We start from the raw sequence: 23,694 nt of genomic DNA on the forward strand, positions 1-23,694 counted from the left end.
ATTCCTGCCTCGATCAAGTGTCCACCTCGCGATTGCCGGACCAACGCGCCGCCACCATCCATACCGCAAACTTGTTTAGGGAATCATGCGGCATTTTTGGGGGCAAATCTCTCATATACGACGGCTCCCGCAGGCGGAAGGGCGGCGCGAGGCCGCTGGCTACGTCGATCGCTCGGCCAGGTGTTCATGTCGATGAACGCAAGGCCCCCGGTATAAATCGAAAAAACGCCCTCCAGCGCCGATTGTTCAGGGCACTCCCATTTTTCTGGCAGCCAATTCGGGCAGCTCGAGCATTGCTTTCGCAACGGGATCGTCGGGATGGCGGCCAAGGATATTTCGATAGGCGGTTGCGGCTTCGCGATGGCGGCCGGCTTCAAATAGGGCGGATGCAGCTTCCGTCAGTTTGCTCAATTCCAGGGCGTGGTCGGCCGCCTTCAATTCGGGATCATCGCTATCCCTCACGCCCAGCAGTTCGTAGATCATGAAGCGTTGCTCACGCCCCTTCACGGCAATGCGGCGCAGCGGCCTGACGACGATCCGAGGCCCGACTGCGTTGACCACCGTCTCGCTCACGCAGATCGTCGTTCCGAACTGCTTGTTCATGCCTTCCAGCCGCGAGGCGACATTCACGGCATCACCGATGGCCGTGTAGCTGAAACGTTCGGTCGAGCCGACATTTCCAACCAATGCGTCGCCCGTGTTCAGCCCGATCCGCATCCGGAACGCCAAATGCCCGGCTGCGCGCTGCGTTTCGTTCGCGGCGCTCAGGCGGTGGACGGCGCGAAGCGCGCCGTGGCAGGCGCGCAAGACATGGTCGGGCAATTCGAGCGGTGCGCCCCAGAATGCCATCACGCCGTCGCCGATGAATTTGTCCACGGTGCCGCTCTCATCGGTAACGGCCTTCGACACGATGTCGAAATAGGTCGACATCTGCCTGAGCAGTTGATCGGGATCTGAATGCTCGGCATGGGTGGAGAAGGCCTCGATGTCCGAGAAGAAGACCGTCAGCGGCCGCTTCTCGACGCCGAGCGTGAGCGGGATTCCCGACTTCACCAGGCCCTTGACGACCTCGACGGGCGCAAACGAGGCGAATGACTGGAGCGAGCTGCGCAGCAGCGTCGCCGCCGTCTGCAGCTGGGCGATCTCCTTGATCTTCGATGACGGATCGTGGCTTTCCCGGAAAGTCAGATCCTCGATCGCTTCGAGCTCCCGGGTGACCCTTTCCAGCGGGCGCGTCAACCGTCGCGCGATCAGGAAAATGAACGCCAGTTCGATCGCCGTCAGCGTGACGATGGTCAGGACGATCTTCTGGTTGGTTTCGCGAAGTTGCCCCACGAAGTCGTCGGTCGGTGTCAGGATTACCGATTGCCAGGGGCTGCCGAACGTCTCGGGAAAGCGCGCGAATGACGCGCTCAGCTCGCGGCCGTTTTGCGGCGACTTGAAGACGAAATTGTCCCTGTTGGTCTCGACATGCCGCCGGTAGGCGTCCCGGACGTCGGCGTTGTCAACGGTCGCAAGCGTTGCGATTTGCAGCGTGCCGCCGGCAAACTTGACCGCCTTCTCCCGCTCGGACGAAGCGACGATCTTGCCGTCGTTGGGATCGGCAATCATGGTAACGCTGTGCCGGCTCGGCCGCTGCGTCGACAGATAGCGCGACAAGACGTCGAAAGTGATGTTCACCGACGCACAGCCGAGAAACTCGCCGTCTGTGGTGTAGATCGGGTAGCGCGCCGAGATGATGGGATAGCCGGTATCGGGATTAATTGACGGCGCGGTGACGTAGAGCGCGTGCGAGTCCCTTGCGGCGGCATAGCCGGGCAGGGCGCGGATATCGAGGGATGTCGGCGCGCTGTAACGGCCGATGACGTTCGGCCAGGCATCATAGAATGTACGGTGCCGGTCTCGCGAAAGCCCGGTCGAAAAGGGCTCGATATAGCTCGAATGCCAGTTCGCGCCGGGAGGTATCTGCGTGTCGGCGCGCTTGCGATCCTCGTCGACGCGGGTGACGACCCGATGATAGCCATCCTCGAAGCTGACATAGGCGGCATCGATCTGCGTCGATGAGGTCAGGACCCGATAGAGCGCATCACGGCTGTCCTCCGTCCTGAAGAAGGAGGGCTGCGCCGCCGCCGACTCCGCGAGCAGCCCCAAGACGCCTCCGACGCCGCGCATCAGGTTCTCGATGCTTTCAATGGTCGCGGAGCGCGATTTCGCGATTTGCTCCTGCAGGATCGTAACGATTGCTTCGCTGTTCTTTTGATGGTTGAAGACCAGGATGAAGATCAGGATCGGAATGCTGAGGCAGACGAACAGCCCCGCCATCACGTAGCTCAGGCGGAACTGACTCACGATGGTCCGATTGGCCCTGCGGTAGAGCAGGAATGTGCCGGCGCCGGCCAGGAGCAGGAGAGCCGTGACCGCAGTCAGCTTCAGCCAGTAAAGAAACCTGTCCTCGGATGTCTGGTAGATCGGCGGGGCTGGCAGCTTGCCCTTCGGCAGCATGCCGAGGTCCTGGTAGATCCGGGCAATGGCGTTCCAGCGTTCCGGAGACTGGCTGCCGAGCGGGATCAGACCCGGCTCGATCAGCGCCTCGGTGCGCACAGCCTCGAAGACCAGCGCATCGCGCGATTTGATGACGGGGTAACCGCGCAGGATGATATCGACCGCTTCCTGCTTGTTGGCGAGGGCGTAGTCCCACCCCTTCAGGCTCGCTGCGAGGAATGCCTGGACCATCGCCGGCTTGCGCAGCGCCAGCGCGTCCGTGGTGCAGAGGTTGTCGCCATAAAAGTCGAAGCCGAAAGTGCGTGGCGTGAAGGATCGGTAAGGGACGCGGTTCTGCTCGAGGACGAAGGGCTCATTGGTCACGTAGGAGACCATGGCGTCGGCCTTTCCGGCCACCAGGTCGAGCGGGTTGCCGGTGTGCTCGACGCGTGGGAGCGCCGCATAATCCACGCCCTGCTGTTTCAGCATTGCGGCGAGATCGTCGCTGCCTGACGCATCCATCAGGCGCCGGCCCTTGAGTTCGGGCAGGGCGTTGATCCGGGCCCGGCTCGGCACGAGAATGTTCGCGGCCGAATGCTGGAAGATGACGCCGAGCACCACCACCTTCGGCTGACTGGGCCGCGGCAACAGCACGCCGGTCATGCAGACGCCGAAATCGGCTTTGCCGGAGGCAACGTCGACCATGGCGTCAATGCCGGGGCCGCCGCTGCGGATTTCCACCTCGAGCCCTGTGTCCCGGTAAAACCCCTTCTCCAGGGCAACGTAGTATCCCGCAAACTGAAACTGGTGCAGCCATTTGAGCTGCAGGGACACTTTTTCCAGAGCAAGAGCCGGTCCCGGCAGGAAAAGCGTCGCTAGAATCGCAAGCCTTGTTGCTCTCTTTGTCCAGATCTCGCGGGCGAGCAAGAAAGCGTCCTCTCGATGTCGGAGACGGCATGGGGTCAGGCGCCGTGACCCCGGGGTGCGCTGGCACGCTATGGGCCGAGGTCCGGCAAAGGTTGATCTGAATCAAGGCCTAAAACTGGGGCGGCGCGCCTACGACGTGCGCCGTAGGATTTGCGAAACCGATTGCATTGTCAGACAATCGCACGCAAGCGCGTCTTGGGGGGCAACCATGCCGACGGCCACAGGATCTGACGGACGCGGCGAGGGCTATTTCCCGCGCTGGACGCTGAAGACGACGGGCGTGATCATGCCGGATGAACGGCTGCCCTGGGCCCAGACCCTGGTGTCGGGCCTCCAGCACGGCGTCGCCATGTCGGGCGCCACGATCATCGCCCCGCTGCTGATGGGGTTCGACCCCAACGTCGCCCTGCTGTTCTCGGGCATCGGCACGCTGATCTTCTTCGTCATCGTCGGCGGACGGGTGCCGAGCTATCTCGGCTCCAGCTTCTCCTTCATCGCCGTGGTCATCGCCGTCACCGGCTATTCCGGGCAGGGGCCTAATCCGAACCTGCCGGTTGCGCTCGGCGGCATTGTCGGAGCTGGCGTGCTCTATGGAATCATCGCCCTGATCGTCATGCGGGCGGGGGTGGGATGGATCGAGCATTTGATGCCGCCGGTCGTGACCGGTGCGGTGGTCGGCGTCATCGGCCTCAACCTCGCGCCCGTCGCGGTCAAGGCCGTGAGCGGCAGCCAGTTCGACACCTGTATCGGGCTCGCCGTCGTCCTGATGATCGGCCTGGTCGCGGTGGCGGCGCGCGGCCTCTGGCGCAGGCTGCCGATCATCCTCGGCGCCGTCGGCGGCTATGCCCTGTATCTGCTGCTCGCCAACGGTCTTGGCTGGGGCAAGCCGATCGATTTTGCGCCGCTCGCCGCGGCCCCCTGGATCGGCCTGCCAAGATTCGAGACCCCGGTTTTTCGCACCGACGCGATAATCCTGATCGCGCCGGTCGCCATCATCCTGGTCGCGGAGAACCTCGGGCACATCAAGGCCATCGGTGCCATGACGGGCAGAAGCCTCGACAGTCTCCTCGGCCGCGCATTCCTCGGCGACAGCGTCGCCACGATCTTGTCCGCCTTCGGCGGCGGCACCGGCGTCACCACCTATGCTGAGAATATCGGCGTGATGGCGGCGACCAAGGTCTATTCGACGCTGCTATTCGTCGTTGCCGCCACAGCGTCGGTGCTGCTGGGCTTCTCGCCAAAATTCGGCGCACTCATCCTGTCGATCCCGGGTGCCGTTATCGGCGGCCTGTCGATCGTCGTGTTCGGGTTGATCGCCGCCATGGCCGGCCGGATCTGGGTCGAGAACAAGGTCGACTTCTCCGATCCGCGCAACCTGATCACGGTCGCGGTAGCGCTCACCGCCGGCGCCGGTGACCTCACCTTGAAGTTCAGCGACTTTGCGATGGGCGGCATCGGCACCGCGACCTTCGGTGCCATCATCCTCTATCAGATCCTGCGCGTTACCAGTGCCAGTGAGCAGACCTAGCGCTGGATGATCAGCTTCCAGACGTCGCCGAGGATCGCGGGCTCGCGTGGCGGCAGATAGGTCAGCCCTGCCTGCTTGCCGAACTCGGCGATCTTGCCCTCGGCGGCGAGCTCGCCCAGCGCCTTGTTCACGGCTTCGATCAAGGCGGGATCGCTGGCGAGCCCGACATAACCGCGATTGGCGCCGATCGGATAGTAGTAGCCGGACGCTGATATCGCGGTGTCGGGATGCGCGGTGCGGTGGGCGTCGAAGCGGCCGAGGTCGAGCAGCGTCGCGTCAAAGTCGCCGCGGTTGAGCGCACCGAGCAGATCGTCGCGGCCGGGCACCAGATGCGTGATGCTGTCGATCAACCGTCCCTTGTCGAAGGTCATGAGGATGGCATCGCCCAGTGATCCGCTTTCGATGACGAGCCGCAGGCCGGCGAGATCGCCGATCTCGTTGATCTTGCGGTCGCGTGCCTTCGGTCCGAGCACCACCGTCATCGGCGAATAGACGTAAGGCTGGCTCGGCACCAGCACGCCGAGCTCGATGCGGCGGCGCCGATCCTCGCGCGTGGCGCCGTCGAAATCGGGCATCCGCGCCGTCTTCATGCCGGGCACGACCAGCGTGTCCTTCGTCAGCGCGTAGCCGCCAACCAGCGAGCAGCGCCCGTCGGACAACAGCGCGTTGGCTTCGAGCTGCGGGCTCGCTTCCTCGTCGAGCTTGGTCTCGAACCACTGGATCTTGAGCGGACGGCCAAGCTTGTCCGCGATCGCCTGCGCCAGCGTCACGTCGAAGCCTGCATCCGGTTTGCCGCGGCGATGCGCCGACAGCGGCGGCCGGTCCTCGTCGAGACACACTTTGAGCGGCGGCGCATCGGCCGCGATGGCGACTGTTGCGAAAACAGAGAACAGACTCGAGAGTGTCCAAGCCGAGATCCACGCCGAGATCCGAGCCGAGAACGAAGCCGCGTGCCATAGCCTCATGGCTTCCTCCGGCTCGAGACGAAGGCCCAGAGGTCGGTGATCTCCTCTTCGCTCAAAATGTCGGCCCAGGGCGGCATCTTGTTGTTCTTGCCTTGCTTGACCGTAGTGACGAAGCGCGCCTTATCGTCGGGGAAGGCGCGCAGGTCCGGCGTAATGGTGCCCGAGTTCATCATGCCGGGGCCATGGCAGTGCGAGCACTTCTCGGCATAGGTCGTCTTGCCGTGGTCGATCTGCGCCTGGACCGGATTCTGGACTGGATTGCCGTTCTGTTCGTCCGCGGCACGGACGATCGCCAAAGGTGCGACCGCCAGCACCGTGACGGCGGCGAGGATTGCCGCCGTCTTGCCAATGACTTCTCTCAGCACGTCTGACCCTGGGTTACTGCTTGACCGCGAAAACCCAGAGCGAGCCGCCGGGCGGCACCTTGGCGAGCCGCTCGTCGCCGGAGAACAGCGAGTAGACGCCGCCATAGCCGCTGGTCACGGCCACGTACTGCACGCCATCCTGCTGCCAGGTCACCGGTTGTCCCTCGATGCCGGAGCCGGTCTGGAACTGCCAGAGCTTCTTGCCGGTGTCGGCGTCGAAGGCCTCGAACTCGCCGGTGAGCTGACCCGAGAACACCACGCCGCCGGCGGTCGACAGCACGCCCGAGAAGCGCGGAATGTCGCTCGGCTGTTCCCACTTCGACTTGCCGGTCATGGGGTCGATGGCCTTGAGGTGGCCGCGCGGACCGTCGTCGAACTGCCAGGGATCGGTCAGGTCCATGCCGAGATACCATTCACCCTGCTTGAAGGTGACGGGCTCGGCCTTGTACTTGCCGCCGAAGTTGAGCGTGTTGGCGTAGGCGAGGCCAGTCTGCGGGTTGAAGGACATCGGCTCCCAGTTCTTGCCGCCGAGGATCGACGGATAGACGGTGACCTTCTTGCCTTCGCGCGCGTCCTTGCTGACGTCGGTCTCGATCGGACGGCCGGTCTTCATGTCGATGCCGGTGGCCCAGTTGACCTTCACGTAAGGATTGGCCGCGAGCAGCTTCCCGTTGGTGCGATCGAGCACGTAGAAGAAGCCGTTGCGGTTGGCGTCCATCAGCACCTTGGTCGGCTTGCCCTCGACGTTCATGTCGGCGAGGACCATCTCGGCCACCGAGTCATAGTCGAACGGGTTGTTCGGCGAGAACTGGTAGTGCCACTTGATCTTGCCCGTCTTCGGATCCATCGCGATCACGGAGCAGGTGTAGAGGTTGTCGCCCGGACGCACCGCCGAGTTGAACGGACCCGGGTTGCCGATGCCCCAATAGACCGTGTTCAGCTCCGGATCATACGATCCGGTGATCCAGGTCGAGCCGCCGCCGAGCTTCCAGGTGTCGCCCTTCCAGGTGTCGCCGCCCGGCTCGTCCGGGGAGGGGATCGAGTGGGTGCGCCAGAGATGCTTGCCCGTTGCCGGATCCCAGCCGTCGATGAAGCCGCGGGTGCCGAATTCGGCGCCGGAGATGCCGGTGATGACGACGCCGTCCGCGACCAGCGGCGCGACGGTCATCGAATAGCCTTCCTTGATGTCGGCGGCCTTCTGGCGCCAAAATTCCTTGCCGGTCTTGGCATCGAGCGCGATCACATTGGCGTCGAGCGTGGTGCGGAACACCTTGCCGTCGAACAGCGCGGCGCCGCGATTGATGATGCCGCAGCACACGATACGCGGTGTCTCGGCGGGATATTCGACCTTGGTCTTCCAGATCTGCTTGCCGGTCTTGGCATCGACCGCCATCGTCGCGTTATGGGACGTCACGTAGATCACGCCCTGATAGACGAGCGGCTGCGATTCTTCGCTGCGGTCGTCGTTGAAGCTGTAATTCCAGACCGGGACGAGATTCTTGACGGTGTCCTTGTTGATCTGATTCAGCGTCGAGAAACGCTGAAGATTGTAACCCATGCCGTAGTTGAGAACGTTCGATGTGTCGGTTGCGCCCTTGACGAGCTGTTCGTTGGTTTGTGCGCCCGCAACCGAGCATGCAGATATGACGAGGCTCGCGGCCATCGCAAAGCGTTTCATCCGTTCCTCCCAATATGCGCGCCTTTTGACGCTGCGGTTGCAACACTCCGCTGGATTGCAAAACGCGTCAATACGAAAGTCGTAAACGCATGTGCTGATTTGTTGGACGCTGCATGCCATCTCGCGAGGCCGCCGGTTACGTCGGGGAAACCGACACGCGCGACATGGTCGCGCTATCAAATTCCGTCGGGTAAGATTGCTGCGACTGCGTTGTCGCGGAAAATGCGAGGCGTTTTTCACGCGGGGCGCGATGGTGCGCGCGGTCGGATATCGAACAACAGGACACGCCGCGCGAGGTCCGGTTCTGGGCGGCAGCGTCTGCACGCAAATTTGCGCCGAACCCTTCGCGCCGCTGGCGAATTGTGAAAATGTTTCGATCCCGATTCCGTCTCAAGGAGGTTGTGATGATCTCGCGCCGATCCCTTGCCTTCGTCATGTCGCTCGCGGTCGCCGTTCCCCTGCTTTGCGTGCCGGCCCACGCGGCGCCGCGCAACGCCATCAAGATGTTCGACACGGACAATGACAGTACGCTCGATCTCGCCGAGGTGAAGAAGGCCGCATCGGCGCTGTTCGCAAAGCTCGATCCGGATCGTGACGGCACGCTCGATGCGCGCGAATTGCGCGGCCGCTTGACGGCCAAGGAGCTTGCCGCCGCCGATCCCGATCGCGATGGCACGCTCACGCTCGATGAATATCTTTCCGTGGTCGAGCAGCGCTTCAACGCGGCGAATCCCGACAAGGACGGAACGCTCGATGCGAAGGAGCTGAAGTCGCGTGCCGGGCAGGCGCTGTTAAGGCTCTTGCAATGATTGTCGGGCGCGTTTGACCGAGAGCGAACACGTCTTGCCCGAGAGTGAAATACGACCGCGAAGAATTGACGCGAGGGCGGTTCGAGCAGTGATTCCAGGCTTGCGCTGTGCGCCATGCAGCCCTAGGTTTTGCGCCGGGCGCGATGTCGCGCTCAATGGAGACTTGGGAGACCCCGTATGGCTTGGAAAGCTCCGAAGATCGTGGAAGTGCCGGTGGGCATGGAAATCAACATGTACGCCTGCGCTGCGCGCAAGTAAGAACGTGCCTTGAGACCTGCTGCGGCTTCAATGGCGAAAGCTGTTGAAGCCGCGGCAGTGTCTAGCTGGTCGAATTGATCGCGGCATTGCCTTCGCGCCTGTCGCACCGTATCGACGCAGAGCCACAGTTGGGTTCTCGTCTGCCATCGCGATCCAAAATCTCAACCCTCCATTCCTGCACTGTGCTACGCTGCCGCTTGGTCAGTGCTGTTGCCGCGTGCGTCGCGGCGCGCGCTTGGGAGCGGGAATGCAGGGACGGGGATTCGGCTTCGGCATTTTGATCGCGTGCGGCGTCGCGTTGGCGCCGGCTTGCGCGCCGGCCGACGAACGCGACGGCGGTTTCGACACCGAGCACATCTTCGGCTTCCTGATCGGCACCGACGTCGGCAATGTCGGCGAGCGCGAATTCCAGAGCCAGACCACGGGCCGCTTCGGCAAGAGCGGCGGCACCTATCGCGCGGTCGGGCAGGAAATGGAAATCGAGCTTGTGCCGCTGCCGAATTTTCGGATCGAGGCCGGCGCGAGCACCGCGGCGCACGACATCCGCGGCGTGCCCGATATCGACGACCGCCGCCAGCTGAACTTCCAGGGTTTTTCGCTCGACCTGCGCTACCGCCTGCTCAACCGCGAGACGGCGCCATTCGGCATGACCATTGCCGCCGAATTCCACGGCGACCGCATCGACGAGACGACGGCTGCGAAGGGGCGGAGCTACGGCACGGATTTCACACTGGCTTTCGACCGCGAGCTCGTTCCGAACTACGTCATCAGCGCGCTCAACCTGTTCTATCAGCCGGAATGGAGCCGCTTCGAGGTGACCGGCCTGTCGGAGAAGAGCTCATCCGTCGGCGCGGGCTTCGCCGGCCTCGTGCGGGTGCGTCCCGACATCCTGCTCGGTGGGGAGGTGCGCTACTTCCGGCAGTATGAGGGCATCGGCCTCGGCGAGTTCGCAGGCCAGGCCCTGTTCGTCGGCCCCACCGCCTATTTCCAGCTCTCCGAGCGCTCGCGCCTGACGCTGAGCTGGAGCATGCAGGCCTGGGGCCGCCCGGCCGGTTCAGGTGCGAATCTCGATCTCGTCAACTTCGAGCGGCACCAGGCGCGTGTCGTGTTCGGCGTCAATTTCTAGCCGGTTAGCCTCGGTTCCCGGCGCGTTCTCACGGCGTCTTGAAACTTCCGGCTGCTCGCCCCGTAAGCCTTTTATGTTATCTCTTCACAGCAGTTCCAGGAATTTGGCCCATGAATCCGATTGACCTGATTGTGACCGTCTGCGCCGTGCTCTCGCCTGCGACCTGCGAGGAGCAGCATCTGGTGTTCAACTTTGCGGGCTCGCCGCGGCAGTGCGTGATGGCGGCGCCGCCCTACATCGCGCAATGGGTCGGAGAGCATCCGAAGTGGCAGGCGGTCCGCTGGCGCTGCGAATATCCGCACCCGAACGACAAGGCGTAAGGCGCACCGCGCTATTTCTTGCAGTCCTTCAAATCCTTGTCCGCGATCGAGAACACCGCGTCGGCCTTGATCTCGATGTCGCGGACCATGCATTGCCGTCCATTGGGATAGCCGACCTTGGCGTCGTAGCGGCCGGGCTCGACGCCGGTGATGCGTAGCCGCTCGTCGTGGTCGACCTCCTTGTCCTTGTCGTTCAGGGTCTGGTTCGGTCCCCATTCGGTCTTGCCGGTCGGTGAGAGCTGGAAGCCGGAAATGGTTTCCGAGGTCAGGTTCCAGAGCCGGATGCCCTTGCCCTTGGTTTGCGCGGCCGCTTCGCCTGCAAACGCCACCACCACAATGAAAGCCAGACACCAGCGCATCGAATAGTCCTCCCAAACCGACGCCGTCATTTCGTGATGAGGCGCTCGCGGTTCTTTGCCTTGTCGAAATTTTTGGCGCGGTCAAGCCCGACCGGGTCGATCAGTTTTGCCGAGACGAGGTCGGCGCCGTCGAAATCCGTGTCGGTTACCGTGGCGCCGGTGAGGTCAGCGCCGCCAAGCTGGGCATTCTTCAGCGAAGCACCGCTCAGGTCGGCCGCCCTGAGCACTGCGAATTCGAGATCGACGCGCGACAAATCGGCATTGCGCGCGTTCAGCCGCTCCAGATTGGCGGACCGCAGCACCCCGCGCATCAGGCCCATCGACTGGTTGCGCATGTCGGCACCTAAGCTGGCGCCCGCGATCGACGCGCCCACCAGGCTTGCGCCGGTGAGGTCGCCGGCGATACGCGCGCCGCTCAAATCCGCGCCGTCGAGACGCGCGCGGGCCATTTGCGATGCGAACAGATTGGCGCCTTTCAGGCTCGCGCCAGTGAGATCGGCGTCCAGCAGCCACGCCTGATCGAGGATCGCGCGATCGAGCTTGGCGCCCACAAGCCTCGTCTTGTTGAGCCGCGCGGCGCGAAAGACCGCGCCGGTCAAGTCGAGCCCGGAGAGATCGAGGCCCGACAGGCGCTTGCCTGTGAAATCCGCGGGCGCGGCGGCGCTCGCCTTGGCGATGATGGCCTCGACGTCCTGTCGGCTCATTTCGGCCGAAACCATCGCGGGTGAGCTGAGGTCGACGTCGCGCATCATGTCCTGCGCACCCGCCGCGACCGCCGCGAGTGCGAAGCCAAGTGCAAGGCCAATCGTTCGCATCATCGTCAACTCCGCCGCCTATCTAGCACGCGGCCCGAGCCGATGCCTACGAGACATCTCGCGCGGCGCGTTCGCCCTGCGTCCGCCTCGCCAGGCCGGCCTTGATCGCGGCAATCTCGGCCTCGCCGCGCGCCGCACGCGGGATCGTGATCGGCACCTCGGTGAGGATCCGCGCCGGGCGCGGCGACAGGAAGAACAGGCGGTCGCCGAGCCGCACCGCATCGTCCAGGCTGTGCGTGACCAGCAGCGTCAGCACCGGTCGGCTCGCAACCAGGGTCGCAATCTCCTCGCGCAGGCGCGCGGCGAGCGCGTCGTCGAGCGAGGCCAGGGGTTCGTCGAGCACCAGAATATCCGGCTCGACTGCAAAGGCACGCGCCAGCGCCACGCGGCGGGCGAGCCCGAGCGAGAGCTCGCCGGGAAAGTGGCTGCGATGCGCCTCCAGCTCCAGGATTTTGAACAGCTCCGCCAGTTTCGCGTCGTCGGCGTCGGGCGCGGCCAGCCGCACATTCTGCTCGACCGAGCGCCAGGGCAACAGCCGTGGCTCCTGGAACACCATGCCGATCCGCGCGTCTGGCGGGCGCACCACGGCGCCCTCGAAATCCGGATCGAGCCCGAGGATGATCCGCAGCATCGTGCTCTTGCCGCAGCCGGAGGGACCGACGAGCACGCCGACCTCTCCGCTCACAAGCGCGAGGTTGATCGGCGCCAGCACGTCCTGCGTGTCGCCTGCCGCGTTCTTGAACGCTTTACTCGTAATGTCGACCTCAAGCCGCACGGGGGCGCCACCTTGTTGCGCGGGCTTCAAACGGCTGCACCAGCAGGGTTTCGATGACGAGGACGACGGCCGCGAAAGTTAGCGAATAGGCGAGCAGCCGCGGCGTGTCGAACAGCTGGAACGCGACGCCGATCTCGAAGCCGACACCGTTGGGGCGTCCCAAAAGCTCGGCGACGAGCACGATCTTCCATACCAGCGACAGGCCGGAGCGCGCGGCAGCCGCGATGTAAGGCGCAAGCTGCGGCAGCACCACATGGCGAAACGCGCGCCAGCGCGGCATCGCGAATACGCTCGCCATCTCGTCGAGCGAGCGGTCGAGCGCCCGCGTGCCCTCGCGCAACGTCACGACGGCGGTCGGCAGCTTGTTGATGGCGATGGCCGCGATCGCCGCAGCTTCAGTGAGGCCGGCCCAGATATAGGCGAGCACGATCACTACCAGCGCCGGCAGGTTGAGCAGCAGGATCAGCCAGGGATCGCCGAGCCGGTCGGCGAGCCTGTTCCGTCCCATCAGATAGCCGATGGCGCTGCCGAGCGACATCGCCAGCACGAAGGCTAGCACGACGCGCGCCAGCGTCGCGCCGAGATGCAGGAACAGCGCGCCCGACGCGGCCTCCGCCAGCATCACGTTGAGCACGGCAGGTGGTGACGGCAGTTTTGCGCCGCCGACGAACAATGCGGCGATCCACCAGGTTGCAAGGAACAGGGCAAACGAGACGAGACGCAGCACCTCAGTCTCCGGGCGCTGCGCGATAGAAGGTGCCGGCATCGAGCTCGCTCGCCGGTCCGACCAGGTCGCGGCCGCCGATCTCGGCCAGCACGCGATAGAGCACGCGCGCGTCTGCCTCCTCGTCGGCGATCGTTCGGCGCGGAATGCCCTCGCGATAGCGGGTGCGATAGGTCTGAAGCACGGCGGGGTCGGCAGTGCCGGTGAGCGGCGCGACCTTCTCCCACGCCGCGTCAGACGTCGCCAGCAGCTCCTTCGCCTTGCGGGTCATCGCGATGAAGCGCGCCACCACGTCGCGATTTTTCGCCGCCCAGTCCTCGTCGAAGACGTAACCGACTGCGGCGACTGCGCCCTTGGCGCCGAGCTTTGGCATGATGTCCTCGATGCCGGCGACGCGCCGAAAACCCTTGGCCTCGAGCTGGGCGCAGAAATTCCAGAAGTTGAGGCTCGCATCCATCTCGCCGTCCAGCGCCTTGGCCGCCAGCAAAGGCGGGGCGCCATAGACGATGGTCGCATCCGATTTCAGGTCGATGCCGTCCTGCTTCATCCGCGCCTGCAGCAGCAGCCAGCTCTTGTCGATCGGCCCGCCCGCGATTGCGAGCTTGCGGCCCTTGAGGTCGGCGAGCGTCTTGATCGGCGAATTGGCCGGCACCATCACGGCGCCGAGCGCGCTGGAGTAGGGATAGAAGGTCAGCTTGGCGCCGAGCGCGCGCTCGCGCGACACCCACAGCCAGTCCGACAGCATGATGTCGGCATTGCCGGCGCGCATCGCGATCTTGCCGGCCTCGGTGCTCGCAAGCTCCGTAACCTCAAGCGACAAATTGGCCGCCTTGTCGAGGCCATTCTCGCGAATTGCGGCAAGCTCCCAGGAGAATGTTCCGGTCTTCTGCACCGCAAGGCGGATCGTCTCCGCACCGCAGGGCAGCGCGAAAACCGATAACGCGAGCGCGATCGATGCCGTCAATGTGCGACCAAGATGTCCCATTACCCTTTGCGCCGTTCCCTCGAAGCTGTTCTTGTCGTCACCATACGCATAGCATAGTTTCCATCGCAACCAGCGGGAGGACGGCCATGATCTCGGCATTGCAGCTACGACCGATTGTCGCCGCATGGGCCGTGCTGGCCGCGACCGCGGTCTCCGTGCGGGCCGACGAGGCCAATGATTATCCGACCGCTGCGCGCGCCGAATACGTCTATGGTTGTATGAAGGCCAACGGTGAGTCCCGGCAGTCGATCGAGCAATGTTCCTGCTCGATCGACGTGGTCGCCTCCATCGTGCCCTATGAGCGCTATGTCACCGCCGAGACCGCGCTCAGCATGTCGCAGGTACGAGGAAACCTCGGCGTCCAGTTCCGCACTTCCGAGCAGGCCAACACCGCCGTCAACGATCTCAGGCGCGCGCAGGCGGAAGCCGAGGTGAGGTGTTTCTAGCTTCAATTCCCGTCATTCCGGGGCACGCGAAGCGTGAACCCCAATGCGCAATTGCGCATTGTGGAATCTCGAGATTCCGGGTTCGATGCTGACGCATCGCCCCGGAATGACGGGAGCAACTGAAATTAAGTCCCCGGCTTCTCGACTGGCCATTCGCTCCGGAACACGTGTCCATCCGTATCCTTCGCCTCGGCGCGGAAATATTTTGCGCCGTTGGAGACGTAGGTGAAGCGGAGGTTGGGATCCTCCGAGATCGAGATGCCGCCTTCCATGGACAGCACGAGGCTGTCGTCCTGGGTCAGCCGCAACTGGTTGACGAAGAAGGCCGGGATATAGAGCTGCGTGACCTGGTCCATCTGCAGCCCGGAATTGTTGGGATGGCCGACCATGATCTGGGCCTCGCGGATCCGGCTTGCGGGTGCCTCCTCAGCGCGGGCGAATTGCCGGTAGCGCATCTGGCCGAGCCTGTTTTTGGCCTCCTCGGCATTCTTGCCCGCCGGCGCCGAGCAGCCGCCGGAGGCCTTCACGTAGGTCTTGCTGACATAGAGCTGGCCGTCGCTGAGCTCGGCGACCGCGTGGACATCGGTATAATTGTTGACGCGCACGCGGGCGGAAATCTCCGTGACATTCGCATCCGGCCCGAGCTCGAATATTGCCGCCATCGGCGCGGGGTTGCGATCGATCACCAGCGTGATCGCGCGCACGCGGCGCGAGTCGCCCGGCGAAAGTTTTGTGCGCAACGTGACCGGCACGATCGCGGCATCCTCGGCGCGATACGGCATCTCGATGCCGATGACGTCGCTGCCGTCGTTCATCGGGCGATTGGCAAAAATGTCCTGAACGAGTCCGGGCCAGGGATCATAGGCCTCCTCGGCGCGCGCGGGCATCGCCAGCACAAGGCCGAGCAGGGTGGCCCCAAGGGAAAGGCGTAGCGAATGTCCAATCATGATCGCGGTCTCGCGCGGACGAAGCAGACCGCAGCGTAGCGCGGCAGCTACTCCCATTCAATTTCCGAAAATGCTGCGGTTGCGTTGCGGGCATTGTAGTCGTCAAACAATTGCCAGCTTGACCGCTCCGACGCGCCGGCCTTGTCCGCGGCCGTCTTGATCGGCTCGCCCTTCTGGTTGAGTGCGCGGACGTCCGTGAGCAGGGTTTCGAGATAGCGGCGCTCATCAGCCAAGCTAGCCGGAAAGTCGCTCACGGGACCGTGACCGGGAACCACGCGGCGCGCGGGCAGGGCGTTGAGATCTGCGAGCGCCTTCAGCCAGCCGCGAATGCTGCCGTCCACTACGGGGATATGGCCGAGGAAGACGAGGTCGCCGGCGAACAGCGTTGCCGTCGTCTCGTCCAGCACCGTCAGGTCATTATCGCTGTGAGCGGCCGGCCACGCCCGTAGCATGAGGCTGCGCGATCCCAGATCGAGCTTCATGGTATCCGTGATGAGCAACGTCGGCGGCACGATCTTGACGGGGTCGATCAGCTCGCTGCCCATGATGCGGCGGAAATTGTCGAGATAGAACGCCCCGCGCGCGGCCAGCGCTGCCGGCAGCTTGCTGTGGCCGACGAAAATCGTGCCTCCTTCTGCAAAGGCGGCGTTGCCAAAGACGTGGTCGGGATGGCCGTGGGTGTTGATGACATAGCGGATCGGCTTGTCGGTCCGCGCCCGCACCGCGGCCAGCAGCGCCTCGCCCTCGCGAAAACTGCCGCCGGTGTCGATGACGGCGACGGCGCTGTCGCCGATGATGAAGCCGACATTGGCGATGGCCCCTTCGTTCTCGCGGGTCATCAGTTGAGTTGTCCCTGCGTGCACGAAGATTCCCGGGGCTACTTCGCTCACAGGCAATTCAGCCGCCGTGACGCGTGCTAGCGTCGTCAGCCCCAGCAGGGCGACGGCTGCGATTTTTGAAGCGAGATGGGCCACTTTTCCGCCTCAGTTCCTCAATCCGCGGCGTTGCACTGCAGCAACGCGAAGCCAACACCAAGCTTGGCAAACCATGGATGCAGGCTCACATCCGTGGATAGCATTCAATCGAAATGAGGAGGAAGGGCGATGACGGAGGCCGGGCGACATCGTCGCTGGTTGTTCTTGCTGTTGGTGACGGCGACCGCATTCGTTGCCGGCGATGTCGCGCGCGGGCAGACCAGCGATAGCGGCGATCTCTCCTTCGAGCTCGTCGATCCCAAGGTGCTGCGGGTCTGCGCCGATCCGCGCAACCTGCCTTTCTCCAATGAGAAGGGCGAAGGGTTCGAGAACAAGCTTGCGGAGTTTCTCGCCGAGAAGCTGCAGAAGAAGCTCGATTACGTGTTCTTCCCGCAGGCGACCGGCTTCGTACGCATGACGCTCGGCGCGCATCGCTGCGACGTCATCATGGGTTTTCCGCAAGGCGACGACCTCGTGCAGGGCACCAATCCATATTACCGCACGTCCTACGCGCTGGTCGCCAAGCCCGGCAGTGGCCTCGAGGATGTCGATACGCTGGAAGATGCGCGGCTCAAGGGCAAGCATATCGGCATCGTCGCCGGTACGCCGCCGGCGACCAACATGGCGCTCGCGGGCCTGATGGGTGACGCAAAACCCTATCCGCTGATGATCGACACGCGTTTCGACAACTCGGCGGACGCGATGATCAAGGACCTCGTCGCCGGCACCATCGATGCCGGCGTGTTGTGGGGGCCGATGGCCGGCTACTACGCCAAGAAACAGGCGCAGCCGCTGCACGTCACGCCGCTGGTCAAGGAAACGACCGGACCAAAACTCGCCTACCGGATCGGCATGGGCGTGCGTCCTGCGGACCAGAACTGGAAACGACAGCTCAACCGTTTGATCCAGGAGAACCAAGGCGCGATCAACAAGATCCTGCTCGAATATGGCGTGCCTCTGCTCGACGAGAAGGACCAGCCGATCGGGGCGGAGACGGCCAAGAAGGCGCCATAGGACAACATGAGGCGACATCTTGCCGCTGTGCTCGTTGCCGCCACGCTCGCGATGCCGGCGATGGCGCAGCAGCAGGAGCCGTTTGAGCCGGAGGGCTATCGCACCGACAATTACCGTGCGCCGGTGCCGGCCACGCTGCAAGGCGCGCGCGTTCTCACGACGATGGAGGCCGAAACCATCTGGCGTGAGAAGAGCGGCGCATTCGTCGACGTCATGCCGCGCCCACCGAAGCCGAAGAATCTGCCCCCAGGCACGGTCTGGCGCGATGCGCCACGCTTCGACATTCCCGGCAGCATCTGGCTGCCCGATACCGGCTACGGCACGCTGCCGCCGGCCATGGACGATTATTTTCGCCGCGGCCTCGAGCGCGCCTCACGCGGCAGCAAATCGGCGCTGCTGGTGATCTACTGCCTCGCCGATTGCTGGATGTCGTGGAACGCCGCCAAGCGCGCGCTCGCCTACGGTTATTCCAACGTCGCCTGGTACCCCGACGGCACCGACGGCTGGGAGCGTGCCAAATTGATGACGTCAGAAGCGCAGCCCGATCCGCGGCCCGATTAGGCGGCTGCGCGTTCAGTCGTCATTTCGCCTTCTGCAGCTTGGTAATGGTCTTCGTGCCGCCGGCCTCGGTGGCGGAGTAGCTGACGCGGTCGCCGACGTGGACGGGTTCCAGCATGCCGGCGTCCTTGGCCTTGAACTCCTGCACTGCGCCGCCGCCGCTCGCGCCGACCGTGCCGCCCTGCATCTGCTGGATCGAGATGGTGCTGTTGAGCCGGTCGATCCGGGTGACCATGCCGGTCATGTCGTCAGCGGCGAATGCGCTGGATGCAAGCATGCCCAGGGCGGCAGCGCCTGCGAAAATGAATTGTCTGGTTCCCATCGAGGCCTCCCGACGTCTAGGATTCACTTCGACAAGACATCCTAGATCGATTTGGTTCCGGCAGATAGCGCCGGCCAAGGTAAACGATTGCGATGGAATCGCGGGAACTTAACCGGAGCCGTCAGCGAAGCTGACGCTATTCCATTTCCTGCTGGATCACGCGTCCGAGCGCAAACAGGCGCTGATCGATCGTTGTCGGAACCTCGCAGACGAATCGCACCACCTTGTTACGGTCCTCGAAAATGCGGGTCTTCCAGATCAGCTCGTTGCTGAGCGCCTCGACTTTGGCCTCATCGCGCTGTGTTGCACCCTGGAGCGCCTGGAGCTGAAGCGTCTCGTCGCGGATCTTGTCGGCGGCCTCGCGCTGCTTGCGGCTCACTCGTTCAAGCCCGTTCATGACCTGGGAGCGCTGGGCGTTGAGCGTGTCGAACAGGCCGGCAAACAGCAATTTGGCATTAGCCGTCTTGTCGGTAGCGGAGGCGGCCAGAAACTCCTTCACCAGCTTCTCCGCCTCGTCGATCGGCGTTCTGCGCGCCGATAGCTTTGAGACCAATGCGCTGACCTTGGCGTCGTCCTTCCACTTGTTCTGTACGTCGTCAAGCGCCGGTCCAGCCCATACGGCGGCAAGCGAGATCTCCGGCACCTTGGCCTGCGTACAAGGCCAGTCCGGATAGCGCGGATCGGCCGCGCGGCTGACGCCGCTCGTCGCTGCGAGCGCCAATGCGGCCGTGAGAACAATCCGCAACTTCATCCTTCGCCTCCCGCAGGGCCACGCCGTGCCAGCCCGCGCGACGGATCATAGGCATAGATCGCCCCGATCATGAAGACGATTGTACAGGTCGCGACCACCGCCAGCGAGGTCCAGTTGACCTGCCCGTAGAACGCAAAGCGGATCAGCTCGACCGCATGGGTGAACGGATTGGCCTGGCAGAGGTAGTAGAGATAGGGGCTGCCTTCCTGAACCCGCCAGAGCGGGTAGAGGGCGGAGGAGGCGAAGAACATCGGAAAAATCACGAAGTTCATGACGCCGGCAAAGTTCTCGAGCTGCTTGATTCCGGAAGAGATCAGCATGCCGAGCGAGCCCAACATCAGCCCGGACAGGATCAGCGCCGGCAGCACGGTGAGATAGCCGAACGACGGCGGCGAAATGTCCCAGAACCAGGCGATCAGCAGGAACGCATAGACTTGGAGCAGCGACACCGCGGTGCCGGCGAGCAGCTTGCAGAACAGCAGGAACCAGCGCGGCAGCGGGCTCACCAAGAGGGTGCGCATGTTGCCCATCTCGCGGTCATAGACCATCGAGAGCGAGGACTGCATGCCGTTGAAGAGCTGGATCATCGCCATCAGGCCCGGCGCGATATAGACCTCGTAGAGGATGTAGGTCTCGTAGGGCGGGATGATGGAGATGCCGAGCACCTGGCGGAAGCCGGCGGCGAAGATGAACAGCCACACCAGCGGCCGCACCAGTGCGGAGACGAAGCGCTCGCGCTGATGCAGGAAGCGCAGGCCCTCGCGCCAGACGATGCCGGCGAGGCAGGTCATGTACTCCGACAGCGAGAAGCCGCGCGGCGAGTCGTGGGCCGTGATGCTGCTCATGCGCCGCCTCCCGGCATCGTCTGCGCGCCCGTCAGGCGCATGAAGGCGGAATTGACATCCGGCGCGCCGGCCTCGCCCAGTACGCGCGCGACCGGCCCCTGTGCCAGCACCTTGCCCTGGTGCAGCACCACGAGGTCGTCGCTGGCCGTGATCTCGTCGAACAGATGCGTCGCCCAGAGCACGCCGATGCCCTGTTCGGTCACGAGTTGCCGGACATGGCTGATGATGTCGGCGCGCGCCTTGACGTCGAGCCCGACGGTCGGCTCGTCCAGCAGCAGCAGGCGCGGCCGGTGCAGCAGCGCACGCGCAATCTCGAGCCGGCGCATCTGTCCGCCGGAGAGATCGCGCACCTTGTTGCCGGCGCGGTCCGCAAGCCCGATGCGGCCGAGCAGCTCGGCCGCACGCGCCGCGGCCTCGCGGCGACCGATGCCGTGCAGGGCGGCGTGATAGAGCAGGTTTTGCGTCAGCGACAGATCGAGATCGAGCGTGCGTTGCTGGAACACGACCCCGAGCAGCCGCAGCGCTTCGCCCGGCGTGCGGCTGATGTCATGGCCAAAAATGCCGACGCGGCCCGACTGGATGCCGAACAGGCGCGTGATGAGCGAGAACAGCGTGCTCTTGCCGGCGCCATTGAGGCCGAGCAATGCGGTAAAACTCGCCGGCGCCACATTGAAGCTGACGTCCATCAGTGCCCGCCGCGCGCCGTAAGCATGGCTGACGCCGTCGATCGACAGCGCCGCCACTGCTGCCGGATCTGACGTCGGCGCCGGCGCACGGGGGTCGGTGATGGGCGCAGGTGTCGTCATGGCGCGATCGCAATGCCCCAGGGCAGTTCGCCGACCTGGATGGTCTTGATCACCTTTTGCGCGGCAACGTCGATGACCGAGACGTCGTTGGACACGCCATTGGTGGTGAGCAGGTATTTTTCGTCCGGGGTGAAGGCCATGTGCCAGACCCGCTGCCCGACCAGAAGATATTTTGTCACCTTGCGCGTAGCCGCATCCACCACTGCAATACGGTTGGCAGGGCCGAGCGCGACAAAGGCGGTCTTGTCGTCCTTGGTCATGCCGATGCCGACCGGCTGGATCGCCTCTTTCCGCAGGCCCGGGATCTCGAAGGTGACCTTACCGATCACCTCATGCTTCTTGGGGTCGATGATCGAGACCGTGCCGCCGATCTCGGAGGAGATCCACACTTCAGAGCTGTCATGCTTGAACTCGGCAAAGCGCGGCCGCGCGTCGACCAGCACGTTGGCGACGATCTGACGCGTGGCCGTGTCGATGAAATGCGCCATGTTGGTCGTCTCGGACGTGTTGATCAGCGTCTTGCCGTCCGGGCTGATCGTCATGCCCTCCGGCTCGACGCCGACCTGGATATCGCCGAGGCGCACGCGCTTTTCGAGATCGATCACGGTGACCGTGTTGTCGTTCTCGTTGGCGACATAGAGGGTCTTGCCGGCCGCATCCTGCGCGAACAGTTCGGGGTCGGGGCCGGAGGGCAGGCTGTCCACCACGGCTTGCGTCTTGGCGTCGATCACCTGGATGGTGTCGTCGTCGCCGACTGCGACCATCACGAATTTGCCGTCGCGGGTGAAATCGATGCCGCGCGGCCGCTGCCCGACCTTGATGGTCTTGGTCACGGTCCAGCTCTCGGTGTCGATGACAGACACCGTGTTGCTCTTCTCGTTCGAGACATAGGCGATGAACGCGTGCGCGGGTGCAGCCGCAAGCACAGTTGCGGATAGCAGGCCAACACGCCACATGCGCGGCATCCAAGTCTTCACTTCAAAGTCCTCACTTCAATTTGCATTTGCTCTCCGGGCGGTCATAGCCGAGCGTATCGAGCTCCGAGACCTGGTGCAAAAAGCCTTCCTGCGGCGAAACCGACACCACCATGCGGCCGTCAACCAGCAGGATCGGTTGGCGAAGCTGCAGATTCCAGTCGCGCAGGGTCAGCCTTGTGCCCTTGAAGGCGGCGACCGAAAAGTCCGGTCCCCTAATGAAATCGGTGACTTTCTTGATGTCGCCCGAATTGGTGCGCGAGGTGGCCTCGCCGATGATGCGCACGGCAGTCCAGGCCTGCATGTCCAGCGCGCTCATGCGGCGCTGGTTGAGCTTGATGAAGCGGTTCTGCATCTGCACTGCGCCCCATTGGTCCTGCGCCGCGTCCCAGCTTCGCGGCACGAGGCCCGCCGAGCCCGCGACGGGCCGGGGGTCCCAGGTGCGGTAGGGCAGGTAGGCACCGAACACCTCGCTCTCGTCGGCCGCGACCAGAACGTCATACGCGGGCGCCTGCTGCGTGAACACCGGCATCTGCCGCTGGATCAGCGTTACGCCGGAATCGGTGCGGCGGGCGCCGCCGGCATCCTCAAAGGTGCGCTCCTGCACGATCTTGGCACCAAATCGCGTCGCCGTGCGGCGGAGCGCGTCAGCAAACAGCTTGTCCTCGTCATGCGAGCCGACCACCAGCAGCCAGCGCTTCCACTGCTTCCACACCAGATATTGCCCGAGGGCGTCCGCGAGCATCGCCCGCGTTGGTGCCGTGTGGATGACATTGGGGCGGCAATCGGCCTCGCGCAGCCGCTCGTCGATTGCGCCAGCATTGAGGAGCAGCGTGCCGCGCTCGCGCAGCGCGTCGGCCGCTTTCAGCAGCGCGTCCGCCGGCAGGTCGGCGACGATGAAACTGTTGCGCTCGGCGAGCTCGGTCGCCGCCTTCGCGACGTCGTCGCCGTCCTTCAGGCGCCGCTCCTCGAGCTTGAAGCGCTGGTTGAGGAATTTTCCGGTCGTGTTGTTGTCGTCGATGGCGAGCCGGGCGCCGGCGATTCCGTCATTCTCGGCGGGCTGATCGACGAGGGAGAGCGTCTGCTTGACGCCGGCCCGGCCGAGATAGCCGATGCCGATCTCGGTTGGGTCGGCCGCAAGCGTCTGCGTCGCCGCAAGACTCAGAGACAGCAGGCCGACCAACCATCGCAACATGTTTCCTCCTCGTGTCCTCCCCGCCTTGTGCCGGTGGAGGCATTTCCTGCCTTGAAACATGACCGATTTGGCTTAGCTTGCAACCCCGCATTTCGTCGTCGCGACGCAAGAGGCAAGAATCACGCGTAGGAATCACAATCATGCGAGCGCTGCTGCTTATTGCCTCATTGCTGCTCATGAGCTCGGTCGCCTCAGCCGAACCGCCGAAGCTTGTGGTATTCGATTTCGAATTGATCGATACCAGCCTGCCGGGCGAGTTCTACGGCTCGAAACCGGAACTGGTGCGGCTCGATCGCATCAGCGAGCAGTTGCGCCAGGAATTGGCGCAGTCAGGCAAGTTTAGGATGCTCGACATCGCGCCCGTCAGGGACGCCGCCCGTCACGCCAATTTGCAGGCTTGCGGCGGCTGCGACCTCAAGCTCGCCGGACAGTTGGGCGCCGATCTCGAGATCACCGGCGTGGTGCAAAAGGTCTCGAACCTGATCATCAACCTCAACATCTATCTGCGCGACGTGCACACCGGAAACATGGTCACCGTCGCCAGCGCCGACATGCGCGGCAACACGGATGAATCCTGGACCCGCACCATGAGCTATCTCATCCGCAACCGCATTCTGGCACCCAACTACGGCAAGCCGGAGTAAGGTAGCCTTACCCTCCCCTGGAGGGGGAGGGTCGCTGTGCATGTAGCGAAGCGAAATGCGCAGCGGGGTGGGGTGATCTCTCCACTCGGGCACTGTTTGTCGC

The 23,694-nt window shown here is 64.0% G+C and carries 26 protein-coding genes; 9 read left to right on the top strand and 17 right to left on the bottom strand.

Features of this window, described 5'->3' with window-relative positions; translation table 11 throughout:
- Nucleotides 1-246: 246 nt before the first annotated feature.
- Nucleotides 247-3,315: an ABC transporter substrate-binding protein gene (locus tag KUF59_RS13945; protein ID WP_212461702.1), complete on the bottom strand. Its 3,069-nt coding sequence runs from the start codon at nt 3,313-3,315 to the stop codon at nt 247-249.
- A 301-nt stretch (nt 3,316-3,616) separates the two neighbouring features.
- Between KUF59_RS13945 and KUF59_RS13950 the strand changes: the two genes are divergently transcribed.
- A complete protein-coding gene (locus KUF59_RS13950; protein ID WP_212461703.1) occupies nt 3,617-4,936 on the top strand; it encodes a solute carrier family 23 protein in 1,320 nt (439 codons plus the stop codon).
- Here KUF59_RS13950 and KUF59_RS13955 read toward each other — a convergent pair.
- Genes KUF59_RS13955 through KUF59_RS13965 form a run of 3 tightly spaced genes read right to left on the bottom strand, consistent with a single transcriptional unit; the run spans nt 4,933 to nt 7,944 of the window.
- Nucleotides 4,933-5,901, bottom strand: coding sequence for a type 2 periplasmic-binding domain-containing protein (locus KUF59_RS13955; RefSeq protein WP_249140707.1), 969 nt, complete (start codon nt 5,899-5,901; stop codon nt 4,933-4,935). The two genes, KUF59_RS13950 and KUF59_RS13955, sit on opposite strands and share 4 nt — an antisense overlap.
- Nucleotides 5,898-6,266 (bottom strand): c-type cytochrome, encoded by a 369-nt coding sequence (locus KUF59_RS13960; RefSeq protein ID WP_212461704.1) that lies wholly within the window; start codon nt 6,264-6,266, stop codon nt 5,898-5,900. Before KUF59_RS13960 ends, KUF59_RS13955 begins: the two co-directional genes overlap by 4 nt.
- A gap of 13 nt (nt 6,267-6,279) precedes the next feature.
- Nucleotides 6,280-7,944, bottom strand: a complete 1,665-nt coding sequence (locus tag KUF59_RS13965; RefSeq protein WP_212461705.1) for a methanol/ethanol family PQQ-dependent dehydrogenase — start codon at nt 7,942-7,944, stop codon at nt 6,280-6,282.
- Nucleotides 7,945-8,348: 404 nt separating this feature from the next.
- Here KUF59_RS13965 and KUF59_RS13970 point away from each other — a divergent pair, with 404 nt between their 5' ends.
- The 4 genes from KUF59_RS13970 to KUF59_RS13985 all read left to right on the top strand — a co-directional run bounded on the left by KUF59_RS13970 (nt 8,349) and on the right by KUF59_RS13985 (nt 10,457).
- Complete coding sequence (locus KUF59_RS13970; RefSeq protein WP_212461706.1) at nt 8,349-8,753, top strand: EF-hand domain-containing protein; 405 nt, start codon at nt 8,349-8,351, stop codon at nt 8,751-8,753.
- 177 nt (nt 8,754-8,930) lie between these two features.
- Nucleotides 8,931-9,011: a pyrroloquinoline quinone precursor peptide PqqA gene (pqqA, locus tag KUF59_RS13975; RefSeq protein ID WP_012029362.1), complete on the top strand. Its 81-nt coding sequence runs from the start codon at nt 8,931-8,933 to the stop codon at nt 9,009-9,011.
- Nucleotides 9,012-9,258: 247 nt separating this feature from the next.
- Nucleotides 9,259-10,137: a hypothetical protein gene (locus KUF59_RS13980; protein ID WP_212461707.1), complete on the top strand. Its 879-nt coding sequence runs from the start codon at nt 9,259-9,261 to the stop codon at nt 10,135-10,137.
- Nucleotides 10,138-10,247: 110 nt separating this feature from the next.
- Entirely contained in the window at nt 10,248-10,457 is a 210-nt protein-coding gene (locus KUF59_RS13985; RefSeq protein ID WP_212402846.1) for a hypothetical protein, read from the top strand.
- An 11-nt stretch (nt 10,458-10,468) separates the two neighbouring features.
- Here KUF59_RS13985 and KUF59_RS13990 read toward each other — a convergent pair whose 3' ends face one another.
- Genes KUF59_RS13990 through KUF59_RS14010 form a run of 5 tightly spaced genes read right to left on the bottom strand, consistent with a single transcriptional unit; the run spans nt 10,469 to nt 14,115 of the window.
- Nucleotides 10,469-10,816 carry a hypothetical protein gene (locus tag KUF59_RS13990; protein ID WP_212461708.1) on the bottom strand — a complete coding sequence of 116 codons (348 nt, stop codon included), beginning with the start codon at nt 10,814-10,816 and terminating at the stop codon, nt 10,469-10,471.
- A gap of 26 nt (nt 10,817-10,842) precedes the next feature.
- On the bottom strand, nt 10,843-11,634 hold the full coding sequence (locus tag KUF59_RS13995; protein WP_475647874.1) for a pentapeptide repeat-containing protein: 792 nt from the start codon (nt 11,632-11,634) through the stop codon (nt 10,843-10,845).
- 43 nt (nt 11,635-11,677) lie between these two features.
- A complete protein-coding gene (locus KUF59_RS14000) occupies nt 11,678-12,406 on the bottom strand; it encodes an ABC transporter ATP-binding protein (RefSeq protein ID WP_212461709.1) in 729 nt (242 codons plus the stop codon).
- Nucleotides 12,396-13,133 carry an ABC transporter permease gene (locus tag KUF59_RS14005; protein ID WP_212461757.1) on the bottom strand — a complete coding sequence of 246 codons (738 nt, stop codon included), beginning with the start codon at nt 13,131-13,133 and terminating at the stop codon, nt 12,396-12,398. Before KUF59_RS14005 ends, KUF59_RS14000 begins: the two co-directional genes overlap by 11 nt.
- A gap of 1 nt (nt 13,134) precedes the next feature.
- Complete coding sequence (locus tag KUF59_RS14010; RefSeq protein ID WP_212461710.1) at nt 13,135-14,115, bottom strand: ABC transporter substrate-binding protein; 981 nt, start codon at nt 14,113-14,115, stop codon at nt 13,135-13,137.
- A gap of 86 nt (nt 14,116-14,201) precedes the next feature.
- Between KUF59_RS14010 and KUF59_RS14015 the strand changes: the two genes are divergently transcribed.
- Complete coding sequence (locus KUF59_RS14015; protein ID WP_212461711.1) at nt 14,202-14,561, top strand: hypothetical protein; 360 nt, start codon at nt 14,202-14,204, stop codon at nt 14,559-14,561.
- A 125-nt stretch (nt 14,562-14,686) separates the two neighbouring features.
- On the opposite strand, the gene KUF59_RS14020 is transcribed toward KUF59_RS14015, so the two are convergent.
- Together KUF59_RS14020 and KUF59_RS14025 are read right to left on the bottom strand one after the other, a co-directional pair.
- Nucleotides 14,687-15,508 carry a quinoprotein dehydrogenase-associated SoxYZ-like carrier gene (locus KUF59_RS14020; RefSeq protein WP_212461758.1) on the bottom strand — a complete coding sequence of 274 codons (822 nt, stop codon included), beginning with the start codon at nt 15,506-15,508 and terminating at the stop codon, nt 14,687-14,689.
- 47 nt (nt 15,509-15,555) lie between these two features.
- Nucleotides 15,556-16,482 (bottom strand): quinoprotein relay system zinc metallohydrolase 2, encoded by a 927-nt coding sequence (locus KUF59_RS14025; RefSeq protein WP_212461712.1) that lies wholly within the window; start codon nt 16,480-16,482, stop codon nt 15,556-15,558.
- Nucleotides 16,483-16,611: 129 nt separating this feature from the next.
- Between KUF59_RS14025 and KUF59_RS14030 the strand changes: the two genes are divergently transcribed.
- Both KUF59_RS14030 and KUF59_RS14035 read left to right on the top strand, forming a co-directional pair.
- Entirely contained in the window at nt 16,612-17,496 is an 885-nt protein-coding gene (locus KUF59_RS14030; protein WP_212461713.1) for a substrate-binding domain-containing protein, read from the top strand.
- A gap of 6 nt (nt 17,497-17,502) precedes the next feature.
- Nucleotides 17,503-18,057, top strand: coding sequence for a PQQ-dependent catabolism-associated CXXCW motif protein (locus tag KUF59_RS14035; RefSeq protein WP_212461714.1), 555 nt, complete (start codon nt 17,503-17,505; stop codon nt 18,055-18,057).
- A gap of 19 nt (nt 18,058-18,076) precedes the next feature.
- Here KUF59_RS14035 and KUF59_RS14040 read toward each other — a convergent pair whose 3' ends face one another.
- The 6 genes from KUF59_RS14040 to KUF59_RS14065 form a co-directional block, all read right to left on the bottom strand.
- Nucleotides 18,077-18,376: a copper-binding protein gene (locus KUF59_RS14040; RefSeq protein WP_212461715.1), complete on the bottom strand. Its 300-nt coding sequence runs from the start codon at nt 18,374-18,376 to the stop codon at nt 18,077-18,079.
- 136 nt (nt 18,377-18,512) lie between these two features.
- Nucleotides 18,513-19,127, bottom strand: a complete 615-nt coding sequence (locus KUF59_RS14045; protein WP_212461716.1) for a BAR domain-containing protein — start codon at nt 19,125-19,127, stop codon at nt 18,513-18,515.
- On the bottom strand, nt 19,124-19,972 hold the full coding sequence (locus KUF59_RS14050) for an ABC transporter permease (RefSeq protein ID WP_212461717.1): 849 nt from the start codon (nt 19,970-19,972) through the stop codon (nt 19,124-19,126). The genes KUF59_RS14045 and KUF59_RS14050 overlap by 4 nt, the downstream gene beginning before the upstream one ends.
- On the bottom strand, nt 19,969-20,778 hold the full coding sequence (locus tag KUF59_RS14055) for an ABC transporter ATP-binding protein (RefSeq protein WP_212461718.1): 810 nt from the start codon (nt 20,776-20,778) through the stop codon (nt 19,969-19,971). Before KUF59_RS14055 ends, KUF59_RS14050 begins: the two co-directional genes overlap by 4 nt.
- Nucleotides 20,775-21,743, bottom strand: a complete 969-nt coding sequence (locus KUF59_RS14060) for a YVTN family beta-propeller repeat protein (protein WP_212461719.1) — start codon at nt 21,741-21,743, stop codon at nt 20,775-20,777. The genes KUF59_RS14055 and KUF59_RS14060 overlap by 4 nt, the downstream gene beginning before the upstream one ends.
- A gap of 22 nt (nt 21,744-21,765) precedes the next feature.
- Complete coding sequence (locus tag KUF59_RS14065) at nt 21,766-22,947, bottom strand: ABC transporter substrate-binding protein (protein ID WP_212461720.1); 1,182 nt, start codon at nt 22,945-22,947, stop codon at nt 21,766-21,768.
- Between the two features lie 140 nt (nt 22,948-23,087).
- On the opposite strand from KUF59_RS14065, the gene KUF59_RS14070 reads away from it, so the two are divergent.
- Nucleotides 23,088-23,591, top strand: a complete 504-nt coding sequence (locus tag KUF59_RS14070; protein WP_212461721.1) for a DUF3280 domain-containing protein — start codon at nt 23,088-23,090, stop codon at nt 23,589-23,591.
- Nucleotides 23,592-23,694 lie beyond the last annotated feature (103 nt).

The sequence above is a fragment of the Bradyrhizobium arachidis genome, assembly GCF_024758505.1.
In the GTDB taxonomy this organism is placed as follows: Bacteria; Pseudomonadota; Alphaproteobacteria; order Rhizobiales; family Xanthobacteraceae; genus Bradyrhizobium; species Bradyrhizobium manausense_C.